This is a genomic window from Trebonia sp., from assembly GCF_030042015.1.
GTDB lineage: Bacteria > Actinomycetota > Actinomycetes > Streptosporangiales > Streptosporangiaceae > Trebonia.
Genome location: NZ_JASIAL010000347.1, coordinates 1 through 23,346 on the forward strand (window position 1 = coordinate 1; position 23,346 = coordinate 23,346).

Consider the following 23,346-nt stretch of genomic DNA (forward strand, 5'->3'; position numbering starts at 1 on the left):
TCCGGCCCGGCAGAGGGCCGTGACACCGGTTTGACACTCGGCTCACGCACTGCGGGCCTCCTCGATCAGCCGGGCGAACGTTCCTGCGGCCTCGCGCTGGGAACCCGGCAGCACGTGCGCGTAAACGGTGAGCGTGACCATCGGGGAGGCGTGGCCGAGGCGCTGCGACACGACGTGCACCGGCTCGCGGGCGGTCAGCAGCAGCGTCGCGTGCGTGTGCCGCAGGTCGTGCAGCCTGATCTCAGGCGGCGCGCCGCCGCCGAGCTCGCGGGCACCGTGCCTGCGTGGTCTTGAACACCTTGGAGAAGGTCTCCGGATCGCGGAACTGGCCTTCGATGTTGCCGAACGCGAGCGCCCCGTCCTAGGCGAGCTGGAACGCCATCAGGCCGCGCTCGCGCTTCCAGGCGCGCAGGACGGCGACCGTGGCCGTGTCGATGTCGATCACCCGCGGCCCGGCGGTCTTGGTGGTGCCCTCCCTGATCTCCCGCGCCTGTCCGAGGTGCTTGACGACGCCGACCGACCGCCGCACGCTGACCGTCGCCGCGTCCAGGTCCACGTCCCGCCAGCGCAGCGCGAGCAGCTCGCAACGGGTGGGCGGCATTCAACCGGCTCAAGGCCGCCGGGCTGCTCGCCGGCGCCCAGGCGCTCGTGCGGACGCCGAGCGGCGGACTGCACTCCTACTACGAGGGCACCGCCCAGCGGAACGGGAAGCTGCCGCGTCATCACCTCGACTTCCGCTCGGCCGGCGGTTACGTGCTCACGCCGCCGAGCAGGGTGCACGGTAAGCCGTACGAGCTGCTCGACCACCGGGCGGGCGCGACCGGGCGGCTTGACTGGCAGGCCGTCACCCGTCTGCTCGACCCGCCCGGGCCGGCGGCCAGGCCTACCGGTCAGGCAGCGGGCGACCTCGGCAGGCTCGCCGCATGGGTCGCCGGACAGAAAGAAGGCAACCGTAACGACGGCCTGTTCTGGGCGGCGTGCCGGGCGCTTGAGAGCGGACACGGCGACCTTGACGGCCTGGTGGCCGCCGCCGTCGCCACCGGGCTCAGCGAGCAGGAGGCGCGCCGCACGATCGACAGCGCGGCCAGGGGCGCGGCCAGGAAGGCGGTCCGGTGAACCTCAACGACCTTGACCAGCCGACCGTCCGCGGGGGTGCCCTGGTACTCGATGAGGTGCGCGCCGTACTGACGCGTTATGTAGTCTTCCCCGCGCCTGAGGCCGCCGACGCGGTGACGCTGTACGCCGCCGCGACCCACATCGCCAGCGAGCTCGAGTTCGCCGCCCGGCTGGTCATCAAATCCCCGGTGAAGAGGTGCGGCAAGTCCCGTCTGATCGACGGACTCGCGCAGCTCGTCCGCAACCCGCTTGCCACCGCCGACATCAGCGCCGCGGCCCTGGTGCGCTCGGCAAGCGAGCAAGATCCGCCGACGATCATGCTCGACGAGGCGGACGCGATCTTCGGGGACGTCTGGGAGTCCCTGATCGCGATCGCCGATCTCGCCGGAGGCGAATGGCCAGCCCGGGCGCGCAAAGCAGCCCAGGTGCTCACCGCGCTGCCGGAGACGCGGCCGACGCCACGCTCGGCGAAAGACTGCTCGCCGACCTCCGCAACGTGTTCGGTGATCAGCCCGCGATGCACGGGGAGACGATCCTCGCCAAACTGCATGACATCAGCGAGGCGCCGTGGGCCGACTACTTCGGCCGCCCGCTAACTCATCGCGACCTGGCGAAGCTACTCAAGCCCTACGGCGTCTCCTCCACCGACGTGAAAGTCGACGGGGTGAACCGCAAGGGCTACCGCCGCGAGCACCTCCATGATGCCTGGAAGCGATACGCGCCAGGAGGGAGCGCTACCTCCGCTACCTCGGCTACCGGGCAGGTCAGCGACCGCGCTGCGGTAGCGGGTAGCGGACAGCAAGTGCTACCCGCTACCTCCATGGTGCCCCTGACCAGCGACGTAGCACAGGTAGCGGAAGTAGCGGATCCGGACGCAGACGCCTGCCAGCTGTGCACCAAATGCGGCGAACCGCTCTCCCGGGCGTTCATCGACGCAGGATTCACCGACCATGGCGAGGAGGATTAATGCCGCCGCCCGAACGGCCCGGGGAAGGGCCGCATGACCGCAGCGACCGCTACGCCTATATTGCCGCGGATCGCTGCAAGAGCGGGAAACGCTGGTTCTGGGTCGCTGCCCAGGTCGACCGCGGCCACCAGTGCGACGATCCTGTTTGCGTCTACGGAGGGCCGCACCTCTGCGGCTGGGAGGACACCGAGGACGCGGCACTCGCCGCGATGCGCGCCGCCATGGTGCGGCTCGGCGGCCAGCCGGGACCGCGGACAGGAACTGCAGGCACGGCCGCCGCCAGCCTGAAGCGGATCAACGCCGCGAGACGCAGGACACGGCCGCCGAAGCCGGGCGCGGCCTCCGCCGCCCCGGTCGAATACCTGTACATCCCTTGCACCTGCACGCCCTATGACGACTACCTCGCCGAGACGCGCCGGTGGGTCGAGGCGGTCCCCGTGGTCAGGAAGACGGCCAGGCGGCTCTACTACGACACGCGGCGCCACGAGGAGGATGACCCGCGACTCGGCTACATCGACCGGCAGGTGCTCGAGCGCGACGGGAAGATCTGGATCCCCGGCGGCCACCATAACCCCTGGTGGCTCACCGGGACGCACTTTTACGCGACCCGCGAGGCCGCCGAGGACGACCTGTACCGCCGGCAGCGCGAGCAGGAGCGCAAGCGGCAGGAAGCCGGGCCTGAACTCAGGCGCCTGCGCATGGAGATGGCCGCCGCGCACCCCGACCGCGGCGGCACCAATGAGAGGTTCATCGCGGCACGGGAAGCGTACGAGCGGGCTCTCCAGGAGCACCATTGACCGTGCAGACCCAACGTCATGGTGGCGGAGAGCACCTGAACAGCCCGCGCCATGCCGGTAGCCCGCCGAGACCCGCGAAAGCCAGCGAGCGGCCTGAACACCTGGACACCGCACGAACATCATGGCCGCACGAACACCGCGAGGCGGGCACGTGATCCTCGACGTGCGCGTGCGCGGCCGGGACGGGCGCCTCTACCGGGCCACGCCGCTCACGCGCGAGGAACGCATCCGCGCCCGATGGCTCGCCCACCAGCTCGTCCACGGCGACCGCCTGTCCATCCGAGCCGCGCAGCGCGTCATGGCCGAGACGCACGGCCTGCGGCGCAGCGTCGGCGCCATCGCCGCGGACCTGGCCGGCTACGAATGCCCCGACTGCGCCGGGGACACCTGAACACCCTGCACAGCCAAGTGACCCATGGAACCGGCCCGCTGAGCGGCCCCCTATGCAGCCCCGCGTGTAGGGCACCATTGTCACCGTGGACGTGAACAGTATCCGGTGGGCTGTCAAGTGCCGGGCGCACCGGCCGGGACGGGGAGCTGTGCAGGAGGTGGGCGATCCGCGGCGGGTGCGTGTGCCCCAAGCACGGCGGCGCGAGCCCGCAGGCCCGGCGCAAGGCCCGTGAGCGCCTGATCGAGCTGGCCGCGTACAACCTGCTGGCCGCGCTCCAGGACGGGTCCTCGTGCCGTGAGCGACCCCGACGGCGGCACCCGCCTCCCTTAGTGACCACTGGCGGCGACGGCGCGGTCTCGCGGTCCGAATCCGGGCGGTCCAGGTGGTGGCATGGGACTAGCAGTCACCTTGTCTTGCGATCACTGCCTGCGGGAAAGCCCGCAGGAGCGCGCCGTGACACTCCGGCTGACACTCCGGCGCCCGGGAACAGGGCCGCCGGGACGCCAGACCGGGGTGCCGCGCCCGGCCGCGGGACTCGCTCAGGCCCTCGTCTTGCCGTCGCGGATCTTGGCGACGTACTCCTTCGTCCAGCCCGCGTGACGCGCGATCCTGGACGGCCCGCGCCCTGCGCCGAGCGCCTCCCTGATCGCCGCCATCAGGTCGGCGTGCGCCGTGTCGAGGCGCTTGCGGGCTCGCTCGATCCTGAGGTCGAGCTCGTCAGGCTCGCCGGTGTCTTCCACGCGCCCCATGCTAACTCAGTTGCCGAACAAAGTTGACTCCAGCCTTATCTAGTACTAACTTAGTTATTGAATAAAGTTGACTCTAGAGGATGGGAAGATGGCAGGTCAGACCACAGATCACGAGCGCTGTCTCCGACCGGGATGCGGCAGGCAGCTGATCTCCGAGGCGTCGCGGGCGCGCGGCTACGGGTGGGGGTGCTGGCGCCGCATCCGCGCCGCCGCCAAGGCAGAGGCCGTAGCGGCGAAGCTGGCCGGGTTCACGGCCCGCCAGCTCGACGACGCCCGCGAGCTCGTCGAGGACGCGGCGGTCATCCCCACCGCGCTCGCCACCGTGTTCCGCACCATCTCGCACGACGGGCTGCGCGTCTACCTGACCACCGCCCGCGGGTTCACGTGCCGGGCCTCCGGGCCCTGCTTCCACCGCGCCGGCGTCATCCTGGTGACCGCATGAAGGCGATCACCATCCGCCAGCCGTGGGCTTCGCTGATCATGGCCGGGATCAAGACAGTGGAAAACCGCACCTGGCGCACCTCCTACCGCGGCCCCCTGCTCATCCACGCCGGCGCCGGAACCGACCGGGAGGCGATGGCCAGATACGGGCACCTGCTGCCCGGGTGGCCCGCCGGCGTCATCCTCGGCACCGTCGACCTCGCCGGCTGCGTGCGCGATCACCCGTCACCGTGGGCGGAACCGGACTGCTGGAACTGGCTGCTGGCACGCCCGAGGCCCCTCGCCGTCCCGGTTCCCGCCAGGGGCAGGCTCGGCCTGTGGGACGTGCCCGACGCCCTCGCCGAAGGGACCGGGCAATGACCGCCACCGGACAGGCCGCCGTGTGGAAGATCGTCACAGACGCGCACACCGCGGCAGCCGCCTACCGCAAGAGCGGCCCGCACCAGGTCGCCGAAACCCGCGACTACCAGGCCGCGCGACCGATCGCGCAAGCCGAGTCCCGGCGCACCAGCGGGCGCTGCACCGTCATCCCGCCACGAGGATCGCTGGTCCGCCCGGAAACATTCGCCAACGGGATCAGCGAGGGCTGACCACCGCGGAAGTGTTCTTCCGGGCCCGGTCCCCTCACGAGTAGTAGATCGCACACCTGGAGCATGCCCGGCGGGCTCCGAGCGCGGTAGTTGCCGAGGCCATCATCCCGCCTACCAGCTCGAGCCCGTCGAGGCCGCCATGCTCCGCACTGAGGCTGTCGACGGCGCCGGCAAGGACTCGCCTTACAAGCAGACCGCGCGGAAGGCTTTCTGCAGGAACCGCGCTCTACTTAGTACACGCACGTCCTAGATAGCCGGATGAGCCGCCGTCCAGGCGGGGTGCCGGGGTATGGTTACCGCGCGTGCCGTCACTGTCCGCCAATGGCCGCTAGCGGCGGGAAATGGCCGCAACGTACACTCAACGAGTAGGCAATGCCAGTGAGCGATCGGGACAAAGACCTTGCGGCTATCCGGCGGGAGGCTGAGGAAAAGGGCTGGCGGGTCGAGAGAGGCAAGAAGTACTACAAAATGTGGTGCCCGTGCGGCAAGCACTGGAAGACCATGAAGCTCACACCCTCTGACCCCAACTACGTCCGCAACCTGCTCGGACAGCTCCGCCGGGCCACCTGCTGGGACGAGGAGGCGAAATGAAGTACCTGACCGTGCAAGAGGTTCAGTGCGTTGGCCTGGACTCGTGCGAGCCGCGCCTTGACCCTCTGATGGATGCCCTTCTCGACCTCGAGAAAACCGACCCCGCGATCACGGACCCTGATCTCGCCGCGGACACGAGCACCGGCCATGTCGATGTGCAGATGATCGTGGATGCCGACGACCCTGCTGCAGCGATGGTGAAAGCGCTCGCGACCCTGCGCGCGGCCATCCACGCCATCGGCGATGCCACACCCGGATGGGAGACAGCGACTGCGGTAATGCACGTGGCGCCGGCTGACGCAGCAGACCGCCTGCTGGCCTCGACCTGACCGGGGAGAGATCGGTGCAACACTTCCCCGCCCCGCCGCTCCCGGCCCTGGCGTGCCGGACTTGGTGAACGCCGTGTCGTACGGGTAGAAGGTCATGTCGACAGACACAGAACCCGTGTGGCGCATCGAGCCGTAGTCGTCGTGGTCTTTGATGTCGCACCAGGGCGGGCAGGTGCTGTCCGGGCTGGCGGCGGGAGTTTCCGGGGTTACGGTCATTTCAGGGTCCTTTCTCGGTTATGCGGGATTGGGGTCCAGGCCGGCCGTGGCGGTGGATACGCCGCGGCCGGCCGCCTTGGATACTGGGACGCGCGGGCACCGAATCTGGGCATGGGGGAATGGCGCCGTGACACCCGGCGTGACACTGACGCCGGTGAGTCCGGGTGTATCCGGATGCGAAAAGCAGGTGCCCGCGACTGCGGAACGCCTGCTCAGAAGGTGTGTCTATGAATGCCGATGCTGTCCGGTGTGTCCGGGTTCGCGGGAGTTCAAGTCCCCCCGCCCGCACAGCGAACCTGGCGGCCCGGCCGCAGGCGCCGCCACCACGGACGCGATTGGCGGTGGGAGCCCCAGCGCCAAGCCTATCGGTGGCGGGGGCCCCATCACCAATGACTGCGCGACTCTACCGACGGGACAGAAACGATATATCATGCTAAATCGGACACGAGTATGCCGTCAACGCGCCAAAGGCCAACAGCAGAGGGGCTGGCGTGACAGCAGTGGCTGACGTGACAGCAAGGGATAGCCGCGGAGGCGCCGGCGCTCGCGTCAGGGCGTGGTCGCGGAGAACTGGGAGAAGTTGAAGAAGGACGCGGGCAGCAGCATGGAGTCGACGTTGAATCGCGTTGGCAGCAGCCCGTACTGGAACATGACATCCGCCACCCGCTGCAGCCGGACCGGGTCGATGCCGATCGGGTAGGTGTTGAGCGACATGACCGACGCGATTATCGCGGGCACCTGGCCGTTGGCGGCACCGCCCTTGATGGTCTCGAAGGCCTGCTCCACGGCGGAGCGGTCGGTGTCGGCGATCTCCTGGCCCAGCTCGAGCGCCGCGAGGAAGCGCCGCAGCGTGTTGGGGTTCTGCGCGGCCCAGGACTTGGTGACCACGTACCCCTCGATCGGGAAGTCCTGCGTCGCACCCTGGTTAAGGTCGGCGAGCGGGACGGCGCCGAGCTCCTCTTCCGCGAGGCTGGCGAACGGCTCGGGCATCGTCGCGGCCGCGATCTTGCCGGACTGCAGGGCCGCGCCCATCAGCGGGAACGGGATCTGCTGCGTCGGGAACTTCACGTCCTTCGGGTTGATCCCGTGCTCGGTCAGCACGGACACGTCGAGCAGGTAGTCGATGTTCAGCGGGGCGTTGACCCCGAGCACGCGGCCCTTCAGGTCCGCGAGAGTCTTGATGCCCGAGTCCGGCATCGTGAAGATGACCTGCGAGCCCTGCTGCATGATCGAGCCCTCGGCGATGACCTCGAGCGGGTCGTGCTTCTCCGCCACCGCCTGGATGTAGGAGACGTAGTTGCCGCCACTGATGTCCAGCTTTCCCTGCAGCTGGATGCCGATCGCCGTCTCGCTGCTGACGGCGGGCGTGTAGTTGATCGTCAGGCCTTCCCTGGCGAAAAGGCCCTCGTGCATGGCGACGAAGAAGCCGGCCGAGTCCATGGCGGGCACCACGGAAACGTTCAGCGTGGTCTTCTCCGGCGGACCGTAGGCGGTGGGCAGGTTGCCGGCGACGCTGCCGCTGTGACCGCCGCCGGACGAGCACCCAGCCGCGAGCGCCGTTACGGCCGCCGCGGCGCAGGCCGCGCGGAACCACTTACCGCTCAATGCACTCCCCCTGCCTCAGCGAGTGACAGGGCCGCGGCGCCCCGCGCGGCACAAGCATAAACGCTCCGTGTCCGCGAGAGCGCTGGCAGCTACCCTGCGTGAAACTCTCGTTAGGCGAGAATATAGAGCAGCATCAACGATGCGTTCGTCGATTTGCGCAAACTGGGCGGCGATATGGCGGCTAACTCTAAGAATTGATCATGCCCGGCTCGGGCTGGATCATGTTGATGATCTTGTAGGGCTTGCTGATGACGCCGTACTGGTACATGGCGTCCGCGACGCGCTGCATCACCGGCACGTCCATGACCAGCGGGTACGTGTCGATCGTCATCGTGGCGGCGACGACCTTCGACACATTGTAGGGGGCGGGGAGGCCCTCGAGCGCGGTCTCTACCGCGGCACGGTCGGTGTCCGCGATCTGCTGTCCCTGCTGGAGGGCGCGCAGGAACGCCGCGACCGTGTGGGGGTGCGTCTTCACCCACTGCGTGGTGCCGATGTAGGCGCCGATCGGGAAGTCCTGCAGCGCGCCCTGGTCGAAGTCGGCCAGCTCGACCGCGCCGAAGGTCTCCTCGGCGATCGTCCCGAACGGCTCGGGCAGCCACGCCGCGTCGATCCTTCCTGTCGCCAGGTCCGTGAGCAGCTCGGGGAAACCCTCGGGGGGCACGACCTGCGTGATGTCCTTGCTGAGGTTCAGCCCCTCTTGCTGGAAGAGCGAGCCGAGCAGCACCTGCCCGATGTTGTCGATCGTGTTGATGCCGACCGTCGCGTGGTACTTCGCCAGGTCCGCGACGGTCTTGATGCGCGAGGTGGGCAGCACGTACAGCGCCTGGTTGCCCGGCTGCATCTGCGATCCGTCCGCGATGATTCGCATGCTGATCGAGCGGGCCTGCGGGGTTCCAGCGGGGTACTCCCCGGCGATCTGCGCCAGGATGAACGAGACGTAGTTTCCCGCCACTATCTCGGCCTTGCCGTCCTGCAGGTCGGCCATGCCGTACTCGCCGCCGGTGATGGCCCTGATCGTGACGTGCAGCCCCTGCTGGGCGAAGAACCCGTCGTCCTGGGCGATGTACAGCCCCGCCTCGTCGGCGGTCGGCACCGCGTCGACCACTATGTTGGGCTGCTCCGGCGGCGGTCCGGAGGCGACAGCGCTGCTGCCCCCGCTGGAGCAGCCGGCCAGGGTGGCGGCGAAGAGGACGGCGAACAGGGGGTATGCAAGCTTGAATATGGGTCTCATGGCGCTCCCATCGTTCAATCACGAGAGAGTAGCCCAGCCGGCCAGCGAAAGATGCCCACTTTACCGTTTGCTACCGTTATCTTTCACTGCGCGCGATTGGGTATGACGGGCGTGACCAGAGCGACGGCAGGGATGCCGTCGGGACCGGCGGCGGAGCGGCGGCATGACGGTAGCGGCGGGCCTGCGGGAATGCCGCCGGGAGCGGGAATAGAGTGACGCACATGGCTGACACCGAGATCGAGACCACGAACCAGGCGCCGGAGAAGCAGGCGCCGCAAGCGCTGGTCAGCGAGATTGAGCGGACCCGCGCGGACCTCGCGCGCACCATCGACGAGATCACCGACCGGGTGAACCCGTCCAAGGTCGCGCGCCGCACGACTGACCGCCTGCGCGAGCGGATCAGCCAGGTCAACCCGCTGATCGGCGGCGCCGTCGCGCTCGCGGCGGTCAGCGTCACCTGCTACCTGGTGTGGCGCCGCCTCCGCAGGCAGTAAGCAACGTCAGCCAGCGCTCTTGGTCAGGTCCTCGTACTCGGCCGCGGTCAGCAGGCCGGGCGGCAGCGCCGCCTCGCCGTCTGACCCCACGGCCACCCGAACCCGGAACATCCAGCCGGCCCCGTACGGCTCCGCGTTGACTAGGCCGGGGTCGTCGTCGAGTTCCTCGTTGACCTCCGTGACCTCGCCGTCCACGGGGGAGTACAGGTCGCTGACCGACTTCGTCGACTCGACCTCGCCGCACGGCTCGCCCGCGGTCACCGCGGACCCCACGGGCGGCAGCGAGACGTACACCACGTCGCCTAGTGACTGTGCGGCGTAGTCAGTGATCCCGACCGAGGCGGTGTCGCCGTCGATCGCCACCCACTCATGCTCCTCCGTATAGCGGAGCTCGGCGGGAACGCTCATCCTTGCTTACTCCTGTCGTAAAACGGAAGATCTGTCACGTCGGCCGGCTCTGTCGTGCCCCTGACATCTATCCCGAACGGTCCGTGTGCGCCTGTCTCCACGTAAGCCATCGCGATCGGCGTGTGCAGCGTGGGCGAGGGGGCGCCGCTCGTCACCACGCCGACGGGCTGGCCGGTCGGGGACAGCACGGCGTAGCCATGCCGCGGCACCCGCCGCGACCTGGCCACCAGGCCGATCAGCGTGCGCCGCGGGCCTGCCACGGCCCGCGCCGCCAGCGCCTCCCGGCCCACGAAGTCCATCGGCTTATCCAGCCTCACCACGCGTCCAAGCCCCGCCTCGTATGGAGTCACGTCCGGGCCGAGTTCGTTGCCGTACAGCGGCATGCCGGCCTCCAGCCGGAGCGTATCGCGCGCGGCAAGCCCGGCCGGCACGAGGCTGGCCACGAGGCCGGGGCCGGCCTGTCCGGCCGCCGTCAGTGCCGTCCAGACGCGCTCGCAGCCGGCGGCCGCGCAGAAGATCTCGAAGCCGTCCTCGCCGGTGTACCCCGTCCGCGCGACCCACGCGGGACAGCCGGCCACCGTCGCGTACGCGCCGGCGTAGTAGCGCACCCCCGCGAGGCCGAGATCGGTGACCGCGGACAGGATGCCCGCCGCGTTCGGACCCTGGATCGCGACCAGCCCGGTCGCGGCCGTCTCGTCTTGCACTCGCGCACCGGGGCAGCGCCGTTGCAGCTCCCCGAGGACCACGGCGGTGTTGGCCGCGTTCGCCACCACCAGGAACCGCTCGGCTCCCTGCCGGTAGATCACGAGGTCGTCGAGCACGCCGCCGTCCGGCGCGCACAGCATCGTGTAGCGGGCGCGGCCGGGCGCGAGCGCCGACGGCCACCCGCATACCGCGTAGTCGAGTGCCGCGCCGGCGCCGGGACCTGTCACCGCGATCTCGCCCATGTGCGACAGGTCGAACAGGCCCGCGCCTGAGCGGACCGCGTTGTGCTCGGCGGTCTCACTGGTGTAGCGCAGCGGCATCAGCCACCCGGCGAACTCGGTCATGGTCGCGCCGAGCCGCTCGTGCACGCCGCGCAGCGGGGTGTCCCGCGGTTGCGAAGTCACGCCGGAATCGTATGCCGTGGCGGCCATGAAGACCGCCGGGAGTGGTATGCCGTAGTCATGACGACCCTGTATACCCCGGCGCAGGTGGCCGGCGAGCTCGCCGCCACGCCCGGCTGGGAGCTCGCGGACGGGCAGCTCACCAGGACGGTGACCCGCAAGGACTTCGGTGACGCGCTGCTGTTCGTGAACGCGGTCGGCTTCCTGGCCGAGCGCGCCAACCATCATCCGGACATCGCGATCTCCTGGAACAAGGTGACGCTGACCCTGGTCACCCACTCCGCCGGCGGCCTGACCGCGAGGGACTTCGCGCTCGCCCGCGAGGTCAGCGACCTGACCCGGGACGGCTGACCCGGTCGCCGCACGCGCCCGCATGGCGGACAATGGCCGGGTGGAACCGACGCCAGCACGCGACGTGGTCATTCTCGGCTCGACCGGCTCGATAGGCACCCAGGCGCTCGACATCGCGGCGCGCAACCCCGGGCGGTTCCGGGTGGCCGCGCTCGCGGCAGGCGGCGGGAACCCGGGGCTGCTCGCGCGCCAGGCGGCTGAGTTCGGGGTGCCGGTGGTGGCGGTGGCCGATCCGGACGCCGTCCCCGCTGTCCTGGCGGCATGCGAAGAAGAATTTTCCCGAACGGACCGTGGCGACTCCCGCGAGCACCGTGTCCCCGAAGTGCTGGCAGGCGCCGACGCGGTGTGCCAGCTCGCCACCTGGCCCTGTGACGTCGTGCTGAACGGGGTGACCGGCGCGGCGGGCCTGCGCGCGACGCTGGCCGCCCTCGACGCCGGCCGGACGCTGGCCCTGGCGAACAAGGAGTCGCTGATCATCGGCGGGCCCCTGGTCACGAGCCGGGCCAAGCGGGGGCAGATCGTGCCGGTGGACTCCGAGCATTCGACGATCGCGCAGTGCCTGCGCGCGGGGCGCGACTCCGAAGTCAGGCGGCTCATCCTCACCGCGAGCGGCGGCCCGTTCCGCGGCTGGGCGAAGGACAAGCTGGCCGGCGTCACGCCGCAGCAGGCGCTGGCGCACCCGACATGGAGCATGGGGCCGTTGGTCACGGTCAACTCCGCCACGCTGGTGAACAAGGGCCTTGAGGTGATCGAGGCGGAAGCGCTGTTCGGCTTCGGGCTGGACAGGATCGACGTCGTGGTGCACCCGCAGTCGATCGTGCACTCGATGGTCGAGTTCGCCGACGGCGCCACGATCATCCAGGCCAGCCCGCCTGACATGCGGATACCGATCGCGCTGGGGATGGCCTGGCCGGAGCGGGTGGCCGGCGCGGCGCCCGGGCTCGACTGGACCTCGGCGGCCTCCTGGACGTTCGAGCCGCTCGACGAGCAGGCTTTCCCCGCGGTCGCCCTGGCCCGCGAGGCCGCGCGGCTCGGCGGGACCGCCCCCGCCGTCTACAACGGCGCGAACGAGGCGTGCGTGGCCGATTTCCTCGCGGGAAGGATCTCATTCCCGCGGATCGTTGACACCGTCGCGCGGATAGTCTCTGAGCACGAGGGCACGTCGCCTACCGGTGTGACGACGCTCGACGACGTGCTCGGGGTGGACGCCTGGGCGAGGGCACGGGCACGGGAGCTGAACCGCTAGGAAGGGGTGGCCGGTGGACCTGCTTGGCTGGCTCATCTTCCTGTTCGCCCTGATGTTCTCGGTGATGCTGCACGAGACCGGCCACTTCGTGGCCGCCAAGAAGTTCGGCATGAAAGCCACGCGCTACTTCGTCGGCTTCGGCCCTACCATCTGGTCGACACACCGCGGCGAGACCGAATACGGCATCAAGGCCCTGCCGCTCGGCGGGTTCGTGAAGATCGTCGGAATGACATCGATGGACGACGTGGACCCGGCCGACGAGCCGCGCTCGTTCCGCCAGGCACCCGGCTGGCAGCGGATCATCGTGCTCGTCGCCGGGTCGTTCATGCACTTCGTGCTGGCGTTCGGCCTGATCTTCTGCCTCGCGCTCGGGATCGGCATCGAGAACGACAACACCACCCAGCTCGGACTGGTCGCCGCCTGCGTACCGCCGAACGAGTCGGCCCTGGTCAACGGCGCCGCCTGCACCTCGAGCGACCCGAGGTCCCCGGCCTCGATCGCGGGCCTGCGGGTCGGCGACACGATAACGTCGTTCGACGGCGTCAAGGTGAGCAGCTGGGCGCAGCTCGCCGACGTGATCAAGGACGCCAAGCCGGGCAGCCGGGTGACGCTCACCGTCGACCGCGACGGCCGCCCGGTGACGCTGCACACGACGCTGGCAGGCGTGACCGGCCGGACCGGGGGCTACCTGGGGATCGCGGCCACCACGGTCTTCCAGTCGGCCAGCCCGCTCGGCGCGATCGAGTACGCGGGAACCGGCTTCGGCCAGGTCCTTGTCGGGTCGGCGAGGGCGCTGGCGGAACTGCCTGCCGCCATCCCCGACCTGTTCAGCAAGAACCGGGCCTCGACCGCGGCGGGCAACGTCAGCAGCGTGGTCGGCGCGGCCGAGGCGACCGGCCAGGCGGTCGCCGCGGACGTGGGCTGGCAGTACAAGGTCAGCTTCGTGCTGCTGCTCATCGCGTCGCTGAACATCTTCGTCGGCGCGCTCAACCTGCTGCCGCTGCACCCGATGGACGGCGGGCACGTGGCGGTGGTGATCTACGAGCGGGTCCGGGCGTGGCTGGCCAGGCTGCGCGGGCGCCCCGACCCGGGCCTGGTGGACATGCGCAAGCTGGTCCCGCTGACGTTCAGCATCTTCATGATCCTTGTGTTCTTCAGCATGATCCTGATCCTCGCGGACATCGTTAATCCGGTGAACATCGGGTAGCGACCTGACGTCAGGGTCAGGGAGCGCCGCTGACGGAACCGATTCCTGAGCGACAATACGAGTGCAGTGTTCGCCAGCACAGTGCGCGCCGACGGGATGGATGAAGACAAATGAGCGTTGACCTTGGCATGCCAGCCACACCCGCGGTGCCGCTTGCCGAGCGCCGCAAGTCGCGCCAGCTCATGGTGGGCAGCGTGCCCGTGGGCGGCGGGGCGCCGGTGTCGGTCCAGTCGATGACGACGACGCTGACCGCGGACGTGAACGCGACCTTGCAGCAGATCGCCGAGCTGACCGCGACCGGCTGCCAGATCGTCCGGGTGGCGGTGCCGTCCCAGGACGACGCCGACGCGCTCGGCGCGATCGCGAAGAAGTCGCAGATCCCGGTCATCGCCGACATCCACTTCCAGCCCAAGTACGTGTTCGCGGCCATCGACGCGGGCTGCGCCGCGGTCCGGGTGAACCCGGGCAACATCAAGCAGTTCGACGACAAGGTCGCCGAGATCGCGCGGGCCGCCGCCGACGCGCGCGTCCCGATCCGGATCGGCGTGAACGCCGGCTCGCTGGACAAGCGGCTGCTGGCCAAGTACGGCAAGGCCACGCCGGAAGCGCTCGTGGAGTCGGCGCTGTGGGAGTGCTCGCTGTTCGAGGAGCACGGCTTCCGCGACATCAAGATCTCGGTGAAGCACCACGACCCGGTCGTGATGATCCAGGCCTACCGGCTGCTTGCGGCGGCGTGCGAGTACCCGCTGCACCTCGGCGTGACCGAGGCGGGCCCGGCGTTCCAGGGCACGATCAAGTCGGCGACCGCGTTCGGCGCGCTGCTGTCGCAGGGCATCGGGGACACGATCCGGGTGTCGCTGTCGGCGCCTCCCGTGGAGGAGGTCAAGGTCGGCATCGGCATCCTTGAGTCGCTCGGGCTGCGCCAGCGCGGTCTTGAGATCGTCTCCTGCCCGTCCTGCGGCCGGGCCCAGGTCGACGTGTACAAGCTGGCCGACGAGGTGACCGCGGGACTGACGGGCCTAGAGGTCCCGCTGCGGGTCGCGGTGATGGGCTGCGTGGTGAACGGCCCGGGCGAGGCGCGCGAGGCCGACCTCGGCGTGGCCTCGGGGAACGGCAAGGGGCAGATCTTCGTCAAGGGCAAGGTGGTGGCCACGGTGCCTGAGTCGCGCATCGTGGAGACCCTGATCGACGAGGCGATGCGGCTGGCAGAGCAGGCCGGTGAGCAGGACGCCGAGCCCGGCCAGCCGATCGTTACGGCCTACTGAGCGGGAAAGCGGGAAAGCGGGGATTTCCAGGGCCTAGGCGACGACCTCGGCGATCCGCCCGGTCAGCGCGGCATGCGCCTCGGCCGGCAGCAGGGTGTCGGTGACGAGCACGTCGACCTCGTCCAGCGTGGCGAAGGAGGCCAGGCTGACCACGCCCCACTTGGTGTGGTCAGCGAGGACCGCGACCCGCCGCGCCACCTTGATGAACGCGCGGTTGGTCTCCGCCTCGGCGAGGTTCGGCGTGGTCAGGCCGGCCGCCGGGTCGATCCCGCTGCAGCCGAGGAAGAGCGTGTCGAAGTGCAGCGACCGGATCGTCAGGTCGGCCACCGGGCCCACGAGCGCGTCCGACGCCGTGCGCACGCCGCCGGTCAGCACGACCGAGCCGCCTTCCGGCCCGCGACCGCCGCCGAACAGGCTGGCCACGCGCAGCGAGTTCGTGACGATCGTGAGCCCGGGCACGTCGAGCAGGCACTGCGCCAGCGCGAACGTCGTGGTCCCGGCCGAGATCGCGACCGCCGTGCCGGCCCTGACAAGGCTCGCGGCGGTCCGGGCGATGGACGTTTTTTCCGGGCGTTCGAGCACGAGCTTGTCCTCGAACCCGGGCTCGTGTATGCCGTGTGACCCCGGCAGCACCGCCCCGCCGTGGACCTTTTCAACGAGCCCGTCCCTGGCGAGCACTTCAAGGTCCCGCCTTATCGTCATGTCAGAGACGCCGAGTTGCTGTGTAAGGTCGCTAACCCGCGCGCTGCCGTCGCTTCTGACCGCTTGCAGAATCAGGGATTGACGGTGTCTAGCCAGCATTCACTACCCCCTCAATAGTGTCCGAACAGTTTAAAGTATGACGCCTAACCGGCTTGTTTGCTTACGACTTGGAGTGTCGGAAATCTGGGCTGAACGCGACGGGATATTTGGCCTCGCATGCCGTGCCAGGACGGCGTTACGGCAACGGCGTAAGTTGGTAGCGCCACGTATCGAATTAGCGGCGGCGCGTATCGAATTCGATGGCCGCGCATGCAGGAATTCGCGCCTGCCGGGCACGCGTGTCGGAAGCTGTCCGGCCCATGGGGCAAGATGGGAGCCATGTGGGTTTCCCGCCGGGTCAGGGGGACCGCGGCCGCGCTGGCCGCGCTCGCGCTGACCGCCGTGACCGCCTGCTCGCCGTCGCCGCCGTCGCCCGCCGCGACGCCCTCGCCCGGCGACAGCACCGCGGCCACCGGGACAGGGACAGGGACCGGCCAGGCCGCGGGCGCGGGAAACATCCCGACGGCGAGCACGCTGCGGTGGCACCCGTGCACCGGTCAGCTGGCCGGCCTGCAGTGCGGTTCGCTGCAGGTCCCGCTCAACTACGCCGACCCGGGCGGCCGCAAGCTCACGCTCGCGCTGTCCATGGTCCCCGCGACCGCGCCGGAGAGCCAGCAGCAGGGCGTGCTGCTCGTCAACCCTGGCGGGCCTGGCGGGTCGGGCCTGGCGCTGGCCGGGGAGGTCGCGGCGGGGATCAGCCCGCAGGTGGCCGCCGAGTACGACATCGTCGGGTTCGACCCGCGTGGCGTCGGCGCGTCGGTGCCCGAGCTGACGTGCGACCCGACTTTCTTCTCCGGCGACCGCCCGAACTACATCCCGTCGAGCGCGGCCGCCGAGCAGGTGCTGATCAACCGCGCGAAGATGTACGCGGCGGACTGCGAGAAGCGGTTCGGCTGGCTGCTGCCCTACATGACCACGATCAACGTGGCCAGGGACCTCGACAGCATCCGCAAGGCCTTCGGCGTGCGGCAGATCAGCTACTACGCGTTCTCGTACGGCACGTACATCGGCCAGGTGTACGCCACGCTGTTTCCCAGCCGGATCCGCCGGATGGTGCTGGACAGCACCGTGGACCCGGCGGGCGTCTGGTACATCGACAACATCGACCAGGACTACGCCTTCCAGGCGCGGCAAGAGGCGTTCTTCGCGTGGATAGCGGAATACAACAGCACGTACGGCCTGGGCACGACGGCGGCCGAGGTGCAGGCCGCCTGGTACAGGGCGCGCGACCGGCTGCTTGCGCACCCGATTCCCGGCCCCGACGGGGGCGGGCCGCTGATCGGCCCGGACGAGTTCGACGACACGTACCTGATCGGCGGCTATGAGGACACCCTGTGGCCCGGCCTGGCCGAGGCGCTGTCGCAGTACCTGAACGACGGGTCGGCGAGCGCGCTGCTCGCCCAGTACGAGGAGTACGGCGTGCAGAACGAGAACGAGTTCGCCGTCTACAACGCGGTGCAGTGCGCGGACGTCGACTGGCCGCGGAACTGGGCGGAGTGGCAGACCGACACCGAGCAGGTGTACAAGACGGCGCCGTTCGAGGCCTGGGACAACGCCTGGTTCAACGCGGCGTGCGCGTTCTGGCCGGTGCGCGGGCCCGCCAAGCCGCTGCAGATCAAGGGCGCGGGCCTGCCGCCGATCCTGATGCTGCAGGGCACGCTGGACGCGGCCACCCCGTACGCGGGCGCGCAGGACGCGCACAAGCTGCTGCCAAGCGCGCGGATGGTCGTCGTCGAGGGCGGCGGGAACCACGGCCAGTCGCTGCAGGTGCCCGAGGACACCTGCGTGATGAACTACCTGAACAGCTACCTGGCCACCGGCGCGGTGCCAGAGCATCCGGGTTTGGTAAACGCCACGTGCCCTGCTGTCCCCGACCCGACGCCGGGCGGCTGAGCGGCTAGGCTGACATCATGTTGCGCGTTAGGCAGCGCTCCGAGCCGGCCCGGCTGCTGGACGACCGCGACCGGGCGGCGGCGCTGGCCGTCTGCGACGCGGACCCGGTGGCGAACGTGTTCGTGGCGTCAAGGATCCGGGCGCTCGGCCTCGAGCCCGGCCGGCTCGGCGCCCAGATGTGGGGCTACGAGCAGGACGGCCAGCTCTCGTCGCTGTGTTACGCGGGCGCCAACCTGGTCCCCGTCCAGGCGCCGCCCGCGGCGGTCCTCGCGTTCGCCGACCGGGCGCTGCGCCATGGACGGCGGTGCTCCTCGCTGGTCGGCCCGTCCGCCGCGGTCGCCCGCCTGTGGAGTCAGCTGCGCCCGCACTGGGGGCCGCCGCGCGACGTGCGCGCCGCCCAGCCGCTGATGGCCATCGATGGCCCGCCGCGGGTACCGCCGGACCCAGCGGTCCGCCGGGTCCGGCCAGAAGAGATCGACATCCTGATGCCCGCCTGCATCGCCATGTTCACCGAGGAAGTCGGCATCTCGCCGCTGGCGGGCGACGGCGGCGCCGCCTACCGGGCCCGGGTCAGCGAGCTGATCAGGACGGGCCGCGCGTTCGCCAGGATCGAGGCAGGCCGGGTGATCTTCAAGGCCGAGGTCGGCGCCGCCACCTCGCAGGCCTGCCAGGTGCAGGGCGTCTGGGTCCGCCCGGACTGCCGCGGCCGCGGGCTCGCCGCCCCCGGCATGGCGGCGGTGGTGACGGAGGCGCGCGCTTCGATCGCCCCGGTCGTCTCGCTGTACGTCAACGACTTCAACGCCCGCGCCCGGGCCGCCTACCGCCGCGCCGGCTTCACCGAAGTCGGCGAGTTCATGTCGGTCCTGTTCTAGTCGCGGCCGCGGGTCATCCGGATCCGCGCCATGACCGGCTCGTAGGCCTCGGTGAGCACGGCGAGGTCGTCGTGGCCGATGTGGTCGATGAAGTTCCGCCGGACGCTTTCCACATGGGACGGGGCGACCCGCTCGAGCGTGGCCAGACCGCGCGGGGTGATCACGGCGAACGTGCCGCGCTTGTCGCCGTCGCAGGCGACCCGGCGGACCAGGCCCTTGGCCTCCATGCGGGTGATCTGGTGGGAGAGCCTGCTGCGCGACTGCGCGGTGACGTCGGCGAGCTCGGTCATCCGCAGCCGGTTTCCCGGCGCCTCGGTAAGCTCCACCAGGATCTCGTAGTCGTTGGTGGACAGCCCGAACGGCTGCAGGTCCCTGTCCAGCTGCCGCATCAGCATCTTCGCCAGCGAGATGTACGCGCGCCACGCGCGCTGCTCATCGTCGGACAGCCAGCGCGGCTGCGAGCCGGCCGCTACCGCGCCCTCGGTCAGGGGCTCTGTCGGCATAGAGCAAACCTACCCTCCTTACGCCGCGGGCGCGGGAGCCTCCGCGGCGCAGACGCGGAGCACGTCGAGCAGCAGCGCGGTGGCCGGCGGGTCCGGCGGCTCGCCGTAGCGGGCCGCGACCACGCTGCGCCGGGTGCCGCGCAGCCGCACCGTGCGGACGCCGGGGTTGCGGGCCGCGCGCAGCGCGAGCGACGGCAGCAGGGCCACGCCGAGGCCGGCCGTGACCAGCGCCTGCACGGCGACGAAGTCGTCGGTGGTGAACGCGATCCGCGGCGTGAACCCGGCTGCCGCGCACTGCCTGAGCAGGTGCTCACGGCACCGGTCGCAGCCGGCGATCCAGCGCTGGCCGGAGAACCGCGCGAGATCGGCGGGCCATACCTCGGTCACGGCGGGGCCGAGCGCGGACTCGCCCCTGCCCGATGGCGCGGGAACGATCAGCTCCACGGGCTCGGTGAGCAGCACCTGCTCGCGGACGTCGCTGTTCTCGCCGTTCTCGCCGTTCTCGCCGCTCACGGCCGGGTCAGGCTCGCCTTCCTGCTCGTGCCTGAAGATCAGCGCGACGTCCACGTAGCCCGCGCGCAGCATGCGCAGCGCCTCTGGCGGCTCGGCCTCGGTCAGCCGCAGGTCGACGCTGGGGTGCTGGGTGTGCAGCAGCGCGGCGGCGGCCGGCACGATCGTCCCGAGCGCGGACGGGAACGCGGCCAGCCGCAGCCGCCCGCTGCGCAGGCCGCTGTACACCGCGAGCTCGTTCTCGGCCGCGTCGAGGCGGCCGATGATCTCGGCCGCGCGCTCGGCGAGCAGCCGTCCGGCGTCGGTCAGCCGGATGCCGCGCCCGGCCCGCTGGACGAGCTTGGTGCCGGTCTCCGCCTCTAGCCGGGCGAGGTGGTGGCTGACCGACGGCTGCGCGTAGTTCAGCGCGTGGGCCGCGGCCGTCACCGAGCCGTGCCGGGCAACGGCGACCAGCACGCGGAGCCTCGTTACGTCCAGCATGGTCTGACTATAGACGTTACTTATCTGTCCGCCCAGGCCATCGATTCTGGGCGAATTGGTGCAGGTCCGGAACGGGTTCTACAGGCGTCCCTCGAGCAGCGGCGACTCCGGCCGCCGCGCCGGCCGCGCCGGGTCGCCGGCCAGCGAGCGCCGCCGCCACGCGATCCCCGACAGCGCCTCGAGCACGACACGGTTGGCCAGGAACCCGGTCACCTCGGCCTGGTCGTAGGGCGGGGCCACCTCGACCACGTCGACGCCGGCCAGCGGCAGCTCCATCGCGATCCGCCGGACCGCGTCGAGCAGCTGGCGGCCCGTCAGCCCGCCAGGCTCGGGAGTCCCGGTGCCCGGCGCCATCCCCGGGTCCACCACGTCCACGTCGACGGACAGGAACACCGCGTCGCAGTCGTCGAGCGCGATCTCGAACGCCTCGGTCAGGCAGGTGTCCAGCCCGCGCGTCACCAGCTCTGTCATCTCGAACGACCGCATCCGCTGCTGCGCCATCCACGCGAGCGTCGGCGGCTCAGGCCAGTACCCGCGCAGCCCGATCTGCAGGAACCGGTCGCCGCGCACCGCGCCGGACTCGATCAGCCGCCGCATCGGCGTGCCATGCCCGTACAGCGAGCCCCACTGGGTGTCCCCGGTGTCCGCGTGCGCGTCGAAGTGGATCAGCGAAACCCGGCCCCAGCCGATGTGCCGCGCCACGCCGGTCGCGTCGGGGAAGGTGATCGTGTGGTCGCCGCCCAGGATGACGGGGATGGCGCCGGACGCGGCGACCGCCTGGACCGCCTGCTCCAGCCGCCGCAGCGACTTCTCCGTTTCCCCGGCCGGCATGACGACGTCGCCGACGTCGGCGACCCGCAGGTCCCGCAGCGGATCGACGCCGAGCGCCAGATGCGGCCGGGACGCGTCGTGCGGCAGGTAGTCCGTGCCCCTGATGGCCTGCGGCCCGAACCGCGTACCTGGCCGGTGCGAGGTGCCCCCGTCGAACGGGGCGCCCACGAACACGGCGTCAAGACCCAGGCCGGCGACGGCGCTGAGCTCCGCGCCCGGCACGCCGAGGAAGGTGATCTCGGGCCCGTACATGGCGCGGGTCATCTCGGGTTCAGGCATGTTTTCCCATCTCGGGCAGCGGTTCTGCGGCAAGCCCCCGCGGTCGCGGGACAATCATCACCCATCACCCTAGCCCCGGACGGCGATGACGCCGCACAGCAGTCGTTATCATCACGAGATGCAGATATGGGCCGAGACGGTAAACCAGTGCCCTAGCTGGGGCGTCTTACTCACGAGGCTCGGTGAAAGCGGGACACCGAGCCTCAACCCTTCCCCGGGGCGGGCGGCGCGGGCGGCGCGGCCCGCACGGGTGTCATGATGGTGAGTCGATGAGCCTGGACGACATCGACGCGCGGATCATCACCGCGCTGATCAGGGACGCCCGCGCCAGCTACGCGGCGATCGGGAACGAGATCGGCCTGTCCGCCCCCGCGGTCAAGCGGCGGGTGGACCGGCTGCGCGCATCCGGGGCGATCACGGGATTCTCCGCGCGGGTCGACCCGGCCGCCCTCGGCTGGACCACCGAGGCGTACGTGGAGCTGTTCTGCGGCGGGCGGACCTCCCCTGCTGAGATCGCGGCGGTGGTGCGGCGGTACCCGGAGGTCGCGGACGCCTGCACGGTGACCGGCGAAGCGGACGCGCTCGTGCACATCAGGGCCGCTAATGTGAAGCACTTCGAACGCGTTATGGAAAGAATCGGCGCCGAGCCCTTCGTGCTTCGCACGCGGAGCGCGATCGTGCTATCGAGACTGGTCGAACGAGCCGACTCGTTCGCCCCGTCTGAGCGCGCGTAGCGGACTAAAGTCTCATGTCATGTCAGAAACTGACGATGACCTGAGCGCGAGCACGGCGCGTTTCCGCGCGTTCGCCGAACGTCAGGACGACCTTCCGGCGCCCTGGCAGATGCGCGCCCCGGGGTCCAAGGTCGGGCTGCTCATCGCGATCGTGGTCGCGGTCGCCGTGCTCGCCGCGATCGTGGGCGCCCTGCTGGCACACTGACCCGGGCGCGCCGTCCCGCTACTCCTGCGGCGGGAACTCGGCGGAGCCGCGGGGAATCAGCCGGGTCGGGAGCTCTACCCGCCGGGCCGGGCCGTCCTCGCCCGTTATCCGGCGGATGAGCAGTTCACCCGCGGTGCGGCCGATCGCGGCCGGGTCGTAGCTCACCACCGTGACCCCCGGCGAGACGAGATCGGCGAGCTCGAAGTCGCCGAACCCGACGACAGCCACCCGCCGCGTCCGCCCCGGCGCCGTGCGCGTGTGCCCGGCGGCGGCGATGGCGCGCAGCGCGCGCAGCGTGTGCTCCCGGCTGCCGCACAGCACCGCGGTCACCGCGGAGTCAGCCAGCCGCTGCGGGGCCAGCGTCGTCCAGGCCGGATCCGCCGGCAGCCCCCCCGCCGCCATCGCCTCGGCGTAGCCCGACATGAGCTGGCGGGACCGGTACCCGGACAGGTCGCCGCCGAGAAAGCCGATCCGCCGATGGCCCTGCGCGATGAGGTGCGCGACCGCGGCCTTCGCGCCGCCGCGCTCGTCGGCGAGCACGACGTCGCGCCCCGCCAGCTCGGGCGGCCGCAGGACGAACACCGTCGCCACGCCCGCCTCGATCTCCGGTGCCAGGTACGCGTGATCCCCCGGGGCGGGAGCGAGGATCAGGCCGTCGACACGGCGGGCGCACAGCGCCAGGGCGAGGCTCTCCTCCCGGTCCGGGTCGCCGTCCGTCGACCCGGTGAAGACCAGGAACCCGTGGTCCCGTGCCACCTCCTCGACCCCGCGGCACACCGCGGCGTAGTCCGGGTCGCCGCAGTTGTCGGCGATGAAGCCGAGCGTGGCGGTCCTGCCGGTCCGCAGCAGCCGGGCACTTTCGTTGCGCCGGAAGCCGAGGTCCTCGATCGCGCCACGCACGCGCTTGGTGGTCTCCGGCGTCACGCCGGGTTCGCCGTTCACCACCCGGGACACCGTCTTGAGGGCGACGCCCGCCCGGAAGGCGACGTCCTTCATCGTCGGCCTGGCCATGCCGCGCACCGCGTGTACCTGATTGTTCATCGCTTCCCCCCGGTTACCAGTTTGCTCAGGAACGGCCTCCGGGAATCCCCGTCTCGGCGACGGTCCGCCGACCCGCGGGACGGCCTCCCGTATT

29 protein-coding genes and 1 pseudogene are annotated in these 23,346 nt (G+C 70.4%); 18 read left to right on the forward strand and 12 right to left on the reverse strand.

Annotated elements, in window-relative coordinates; all coding sequences use genetic code 11:
• Positions 1-42: 42 nt before the first annotated feature.
• Positions 43-318 (reverse strand): tyrosine-type recombinase/integrase, encoded by a 276-nt coding sequence (locus Q1N79_RS30730; protein WP_367185099.1) that lies wholly within the window; start codon positions 316-318, stop codon positions 43-45.
• Between the two features lie 43 nt (positions 319-361).
• The gene (locus tag Q1N79_RS18585) at positions 362-601 is read right to left on the reverse strand and encodes a hypothetical protein (RefSeq protein ID WP_300610601.1); all 240 of its coding nucleotides are present in this window, start codon (positions 599-601) and stop codon (positions 362-364) included.
• Between the two features lie 23 nt (positions 602-624).
• On the opposite strand from Q1N79_RS18585, the gene Q1N79_RS18590 reads away from it, so the two are divergent.
• From Q1N79_RS18590 to Q1N79_RS18605, 4 genes and pseudogenes are all read left to right on the forward strand, one after another.
• The gene (locus Q1N79_RS18590) at positions 625-1,116 is read left to right on the forward strand and encodes a bifunctional DNA primase/polymerase (protein ID WP_300610677.1); all 492 of its coding nucleotides are present in this window, start codon (positions 625-627) and stop codon (positions 1,114-1,116) included.
• A 317-nt stretch (positions 1,117-1,433) separates the two neighbouring features.
• Positions 1,434-2,083: pseudogene (locus tag Q1N79_RS30735) on the forward strand (DUF3631 domain-containing protein).
• On the forward strand, positions 2,083-2,880 hold the full coding sequence (locus Q1N79_RS18600; RefSeq protein WP_300610606.1) for a hypothetical protein: 798 nt from the start codon (positions 2,083-2,085) through the stop codon (positions 2,878-2,880). Before Q1N79_RS30735 ends, Q1N79_RS18600 begins: the two are co-directional and overlap by 1 nt.
• Before the next feature lie 121 nt (positions 2,881-3,001).
• Entirely contained in the window at positions 3,002-3,271 is a 270-nt protein-coding gene (locus Q1N79_RS18605; RefSeq protein ID WP_300610608.1) for a hypothetical protein, read from the forward strand.
• A gap of 539 nt (positions 3,272-3,810) precedes the next feature.
• On the opposite strand, the gene Q1N79_RS18610 is transcribed toward Q1N79_RS18605, so the two are convergent.
• Entirely contained in the window at positions 3,811-4,011 is a 201-nt protein-coding gene (locus Q1N79_RS18610; RefSeq protein ID WP_300610611.1) for a hypothetical protein, read from the reverse strand.
• A gap of 97 nt (positions 4,012-4,108) precedes the next feature.
• Between Q1N79_RS18610 and Q1N79_RS18615 the strand changes: the two genes are divergently transcribed.
• The 5 genes from Q1N79_RS18615 to Q1N79_RS18635 all read left to right on the forward strand — a co-directional run bounded on the left by Q1N79_RS18615 (position 4,109) and on the right by Q1N79_RS18635 (position 5,971).
• On the forward strand, positions 4,109-4,462 hold the full coding sequence (locus Q1N79_RS18615; RefSeq protein WP_300610613.1) for a DUF6011 domain-containing protein: 354 nt from the start codon (positions 4,109-4,111) through the stop codon (positions 4,460-4,462).
• On the forward strand, positions 4,459-4,821 hold the full coding sequence (locus Q1N79_RS18620; protein ID WP_300610615.1) for an ASCH domain-containing protein: 363 nt from the start codon (positions 4,459-4,461) through the stop codon (positions 4,819-4,821). Before Q1N79_RS18615 ends, Q1N79_RS18620 begins: the two co-directional genes overlap by 4 nt.
• Positions 4,818-5,051 carry a hypothetical protein gene (locus Q1N79_RS18625; RefSeq protein WP_300610617.1) on the forward strand — a complete coding sequence of 78 codons (234 nt, stop codon included), beginning with the start codon at positions 4,818-4,820 and terminating at the stop codon, positions 5,049-5,051. The genes Q1N79_RS18620 and Q1N79_RS18625 overlap by 4 nt, the downstream gene beginning before the upstream one ends.
• A gap of 378 nt (positions 5,052-5,429) precedes the next feature.
• Positions 5,430-5,642, forward strand: a complete 213-nt coding sequence (locus tag Q1N79_RS18630; protein WP_300610619.1) for a hypothetical protein — start codon at positions 5,430-5,432, stop codon at positions 5,640-5,642.
• Positions 5,639-5,971: a hypothetical protein gene (locus Q1N79_RS18635; RefSeq protein WP_300610621.1), complete on the forward strand. Its 333-nt coding sequence runs from the start codon at positions 5,639-5,641 to the stop codon at positions 5,969-5,971. Before Q1N79_RS18630 ends, Q1N79_RS18635 begins: the two co-directional genes overlap by 4 nt.
• Positions 5,972-6,736: 765 nt before the next feature.
• Here the strand turns inward: Q1N79_RS18635 and Q1N79_RS18640 are convergent.
• Both Q1N79_RS18640 and Q1N79_RS18645 read right to left on the reverse strand, forming a co-directional pair.
• Positions 6,737-7,792, reverse strand: coding sequence for an ABC transporter substrate-binding protein (locus tag Q1N79_RS18640; protein ID WP_300610622.1), 1,056 nt, complete (start codon positions 7,790-7,792; stop codon positions 6,737-6,739).
• 187 nt (positions 7,793-7,979) lie between these two features.
• Positions 7,980-9,026 carry an ABC transporter substrate-binding protein gene (locus Q1N79_RS18645; RefSeq protein ID WP_300610624.1) on the reverse strand — a complete coding sequence of 349 codons (1,047 nt, stop codon included), beginning with the start codon at positions 9,024-9,026 and terminating at the stop codon, positions 7,980-7,982.
• 221 nt (positions 9,027-9,247) lie between these two features.
• On the opposite strand from Q1N79_RS18645, the gene Q1N79_RS18650 reads away from it, so the two are divergent.
• Complete coding sequence (locus Q1N79_RS18650; RefSeq protein ID WP_300610626.1) at positions 9,248-9,520, forward strand: DUF3618 domain-containing protein; 273 nt, start codon at positions 9,248-9,250, stop codon at positions 9,518-9,520.
• Positions 9,521-9,526: 6 nt separating this feature from the next.
• Here Q1N79_RS18650 and gcvH read toward each other — a convergent pair whose 3' ends face one another.
• Both gcvH and gcvT read right to left on the reverse strand, forming a co-directional pair.
• Positions 9,527-9,928 (reverse strand): glycine cleavage system protein GcvH, encoded by a 402-nt coding sequence (gcvH, locus tag Q1N79_RS18655; protein ID WP_300610628.1) that lies wholly within the window; start codon positions 9,926-9,928, stop codon positions 9,527-9,529.
• On the reverse strand, positions 9,925-11,037 hold the full coding sequence (gene gcvT, locus Q1N79_RS18660) for a glycine cleavage system aminomethyltransferase GcvT (RefSeq protein ID WP_300610630.1): 1,113 nt from the start codon (positions 11,035-11,037) through the stop codon (positions 9,925-9,927). Before gcvT ends, gcvH begins: the two co-directional genes overlap by 4 nt.
• 57 nt (positions 11,038-11,094) lie before the next feature.
• Here gcvT and Q1N79_RS18665 point away from each other — a divergent pair, with 57 nt between their 5' ends.
• The 4 genes from Q1N79_RS18665 to ispG all read left to right on the forward strand — a co-directional run bounded on the left by Q1N79_RS18665 (position 11,095) and on the right by ispG (position 15,103).
• Positions 11,095-11,385, forward strand: a complete 291-nt coding sequence (locus Q1N79_RS18665) for a 4a-hydroxytetrahydrobiopterin dehydratase (RefSeq protein WP_300610632.1) — start codon at positions 11,095-11,097, stop codon at positions 11,383-11,385.
• Positions 11,386-11,407: 22 nt separating this feature from the next.
• Complete coding sequence (gene dxr, locus Q1N79_RS18670; RefSeq protein WP_300610634.1) at positions 11,408-12,631, forward strand: 1-deoxy-D-xylulose-5-phosphate reductoisomerase; 1,224 nt, start codon at positions 11,408-11,410, stop codon at positions 12,629-12,631.
• 13 nt (positions 12,632-12,644) lie between these two features.
• A complete protein-coding gene (locus Q1N79_RS18675) occupies positions 12,645-13,838 on the forward strand; it encodes a site-2 protease family protein (RefSeq protein WP_300610635.1) in 1,194 nt (397 codons plus the stop codon).
• A gap of 110 nt (positions 13,839-13,948) precedes the next feature.
• Positions 13,949-15,103, forward strand: a complete 1,155-nt coding sequence (ispG, locus tag Q1N79_RS18680) for a flavodoxin-dependent (E)-4-hydroxy-3-methylbut-2-enyl-diphosphate synthase (protein ID WP_300610636.1) — start codon at positions 13,949-13,951, stop codon at positions 15,101-15,103.
• 33 nt (positions 15,104-15,136) lie between these two features.
• Here the strand turns inward: ispG and Q1N79_RS18685 are convergent, their stop codons facing one another.
• The gene (locus tag Q1N79_RS18685; RefSeq protein ID WP_300610637.1) at positions 15,137-15,904 is read right to left on the reverse strand and encodes a DeoR/GlpR family DNA-binding transcription regulator; all 768 of its coding nucleotides are present in this window, start codon (positions 15,902-15,904) and stop codon (positions 15,137-15,139) included.
• A 279-nt stretch (positions 15,905-16,183) separates the two neighbouring features.
• Here Q1N79_RS18685 and Q1N79_RS18690 point away from each other — a divergent pair, with 279 nt between their 5' ends.
• Complete coding sequence (locus Q1N79_RS18690) at positions 16,184-17,797, forward strand: alpha/beta hydrolase (RefSeq protein WP_300610639.1); 1,614 nt, start codon at positions 16,184-16,186, stop codon at positions 17,795-17,797.
• Between the two features lie 17 nt (positions 17,798-17,814).
• Positions 17,815-18,669 (forward strand): GNAT family N-acetyltransferase, encoded by an 855-nt coding sequence (locus Q1N79_RS18695; protein ID WP_300610641.1) that lies wholly within the window; start codon positions 17,815-17,817, stop codon positions 18,667-18,669.
• On the opposite strand, the gene Q1N79_RS18700 is transcribed toward Q1N79_RS18695, so the two are convergent.
• The 3 genes from Q1N79_RS18700 to speB all read right to left on the reverse strand — a co-directional run bounded on the left by Q1N79_RS18700 (position 18,666) and on the right by speB (position 21,272).
• Entirely contained in the window at positions 18,666-19,172 is a 507-nt protein-coding gene (locus Q1N79_RS18700) for a MarR family transcriptional regulator (RefSeq protein ID WP_300610643.1), read from the reverse strand. The genes Q1N79_RS18695 and Q1N79_RS18700 overlap by 4 nt on opposite strands.
• An 18-nt stretch (positions 19,173-19,190) precedes the next feature.
• The gene (locus Q1N79_RS18705; RefSeq protein ID WP_300610645.1) at positions 19,191-20,162 is read right to left on the reverse strand and encodes a LysR family transcriptional regulator; all 972 of its coding nucleotides are present in this window, start codon (positions 20,160-20,162) and stop codon (positions 19,191-19,193) included.
• 78 nt (positions 20,163-20,240) lie between these two features.
• On the reverse strand, positions 20,241-21,272 hold the full coding sequence (gene speB, locus Q1N79_RS18710) for an agmatinase (RefSeq protein ID WP_300610647.1): 1,032 nt from the start codon (positions 21,270-21,272) through the stop codon (positions 20,241-20,243).
• A gap of 269 nt (positions 21,273-21,541) precedes the next feature.
• Between speB and Q1N79_RS18715 the strand changes: the two genes are divergently transcribed.
• Together Q1N79_RS18715 and Q1N79_RS18720 are read left to right on the forward strand one after the other, a co-directional pair.
• Positions 21,542-22,006, forward strand: a complete 465-nt coding sequence (locus Q1N79_RS18715; protein ID WP_300610649.1) for an Lrp/AsnC family transcriptional regulator — start codon at positions 21,542-21,544, stop codon at positions 22,004-22,006.
• A gap of 19 nt (positions 22,007-22,025) precedes the next feature.
• Positions 22,026-22,211: a hypothetical protein gene (locus tag Q1N79_RS18720; RefSeq protein ID WP_300610651.1), complete on the forward strand. Its 186-nt coding sequence runs from the start codon at positions 22,026-22,028 to the stop codon at positions 22,209-22,211.
• An 18-nt stretch (positions 22,212-22,229) separates the two neighbouring features.
• On the opposite strand, the gene Q1N79_RS18725 is transcribed toward Q1N79_RS18720, so the two are convergent.
• Positions 22,230-23,252 carry a LacI family DNA-binding transcriptional regulator gene (locus Q1N79_RS18725; protein ID WP_300610653.1) on the reverse strand — a complete coding sequence of 341 codons (1,023 nt, stop codon included), beginning with the start codon at positions 23,250-23,252 and terminating at the stop codon, positions 22,230-22,232.
• Positions 23,253-23,346 lie beyond the last annotated feature (94 nt).

Coding starts and splice junctions, on each gene's coding strand:
- Q1N79_RS18585 (WP_300610601.1), bottom strand. CDS start 601: ATGCCGCCCACCCGTTGCGAGCTGCTCGCGCTGCGCTGGCGGGACGTG.
- Q1N79_RS18600 (WP_300610606.1), top strand. CDS start 2,083: ATGCCGCCGCCCGAACGGCCCGGGGAAGGGCCGCATGACCGCAGCGAC.
- Q1N79_RS18605 (WP_300610608.1), top strand. CDS start 3,002: ATGGCCGCACGAACACCGCGAGGCGGGCACGTGATCCTCGACGTGCGC.
- Q1N79_RS18615 (WP_300610613.1), top strand. CDS start 4,109: ATGGCAGGTCAGACCACAGATCACGAGCGCTGTCTCCGACCGGGATGC.
- Q1N79_RS18620 (WP_300610615.1), top strand. CDS start 4,459: ATGAAGGCGATCACCATCCGCCAGCCGTGGGCTTCGCTGATCATGGCC.
- Q1N79_RS18625 (WP_300610617.1), top strand. CDS start 4,818: ATGACCGCCACCGGACAGGCCGCCGTGTGGAAGATCGTCACAGACGCG.
- Q1N79_RS18635 (WP_300610621.1), top strand. CDS start 5,639: ATGAAGTACCTGACCGTGCAAGAGGTTCAGTGCGTTGGCCTGGACTCG.
- Q1N79_RS18645 (WP_300610624.1), bottom strand. CDS start 9,026: ATGAGACCCATATTCAAGCTTGCATACCCCCTGTTCGCCGTCCTCTTC.
- Q1N79_RS18650 (WP_300610626.1), top strand. CDS start 9,248: ATGGCTGACACCGAGATCGAGACCACGAACCAGGCGCCGGAGAAGCAG.
- gcvH (WP_300610628.1), bottom strand. CDS start 9,928: ATGAGCGTTCCCGCCGAGCTCCGCTATACGGAGGAGCATGAGTGGGTG.
- Q1N79_RS18665 (WP_300610632.1), top strand. CDS start 11,095: ATGACGACCCTGTATACCCCGGCGCAGGTGGCCGGCGAGCTCGCCGCC.
- dxr (WP_300610634.1), top strand. CDS start 11,408: ATGGCGGACAATGGCCGGGTGGAACCGACGCCAGCACGCGACGTGGTC.
- ispG (WP_300610636.1), top strand. CDS start 13,949: ATGAGCGTTGACCTTGGCATGCCAGCCACACCCGCGGTGCCGCTTGCC.
- Q1N79_RS18685 (WP_300610637.1), bottom strand. CDS start 15,904: ATGCTGGCTAGACACCGTCAATCCCTGATTCTGCAAGCGGTCAGAAGC.
- Q1N79_RS18690 (WP_300610639.1), top strand. CDS start 16,184: ATGTGGGTTTCCCGCCGGGTCAGGGGGACCGCGGCCGCGCTGGCCGCG.
- Q1N79_RS18695 (WP_300610641.1), top strand. CDS start 17,815: ATGTTGCGCGTTAGGCAGCGCTCCGAGCCGGCCCGGCTGCTGGACGAC.
- Q1N79_RS18700 (WP_300610643.1), bottom strand. CDS start 19,172: ATGCCGACAGAGCCCCTGACCGAGGGCGCGGTAGCGGCCGGCTCGCAG.
- Q1N79_RS18705 (WP_300610645.1), bottom strand. CDS start 20,162: ATGCTGGACGTAACGAGGCTCCGCGTGCTGGTCGCCGTTGCCCGGCAC.
- speB (WP_300610647.1), bottom strand. CDS start 21,272: ATGCCTGAACCCGAGATGACCCGCGCCATGTACGGGCCCGAGATCACC.
- Q1N79_RS18715 (WP_300610649.1), top strand. CDS start 21,542: ATGAGCCTGGACGACATCGACGCGCGGATCATCACCGCGCTGATCAGG.
- Q1N79_RS18720 (WP_300610651.1), top strand. CDS start 22,026: ATGTCAGAAACTGACGATGACCTGAGCGCGAGCACGGCGCGTTTCCGC.
- Q1N79_RS18725 (WP_300610653.1), bottom strand. CDS start 23,252: ATGAACAATCAGGTACACGCGGTGCGCGGCATGGCCAGGCCGACGATG.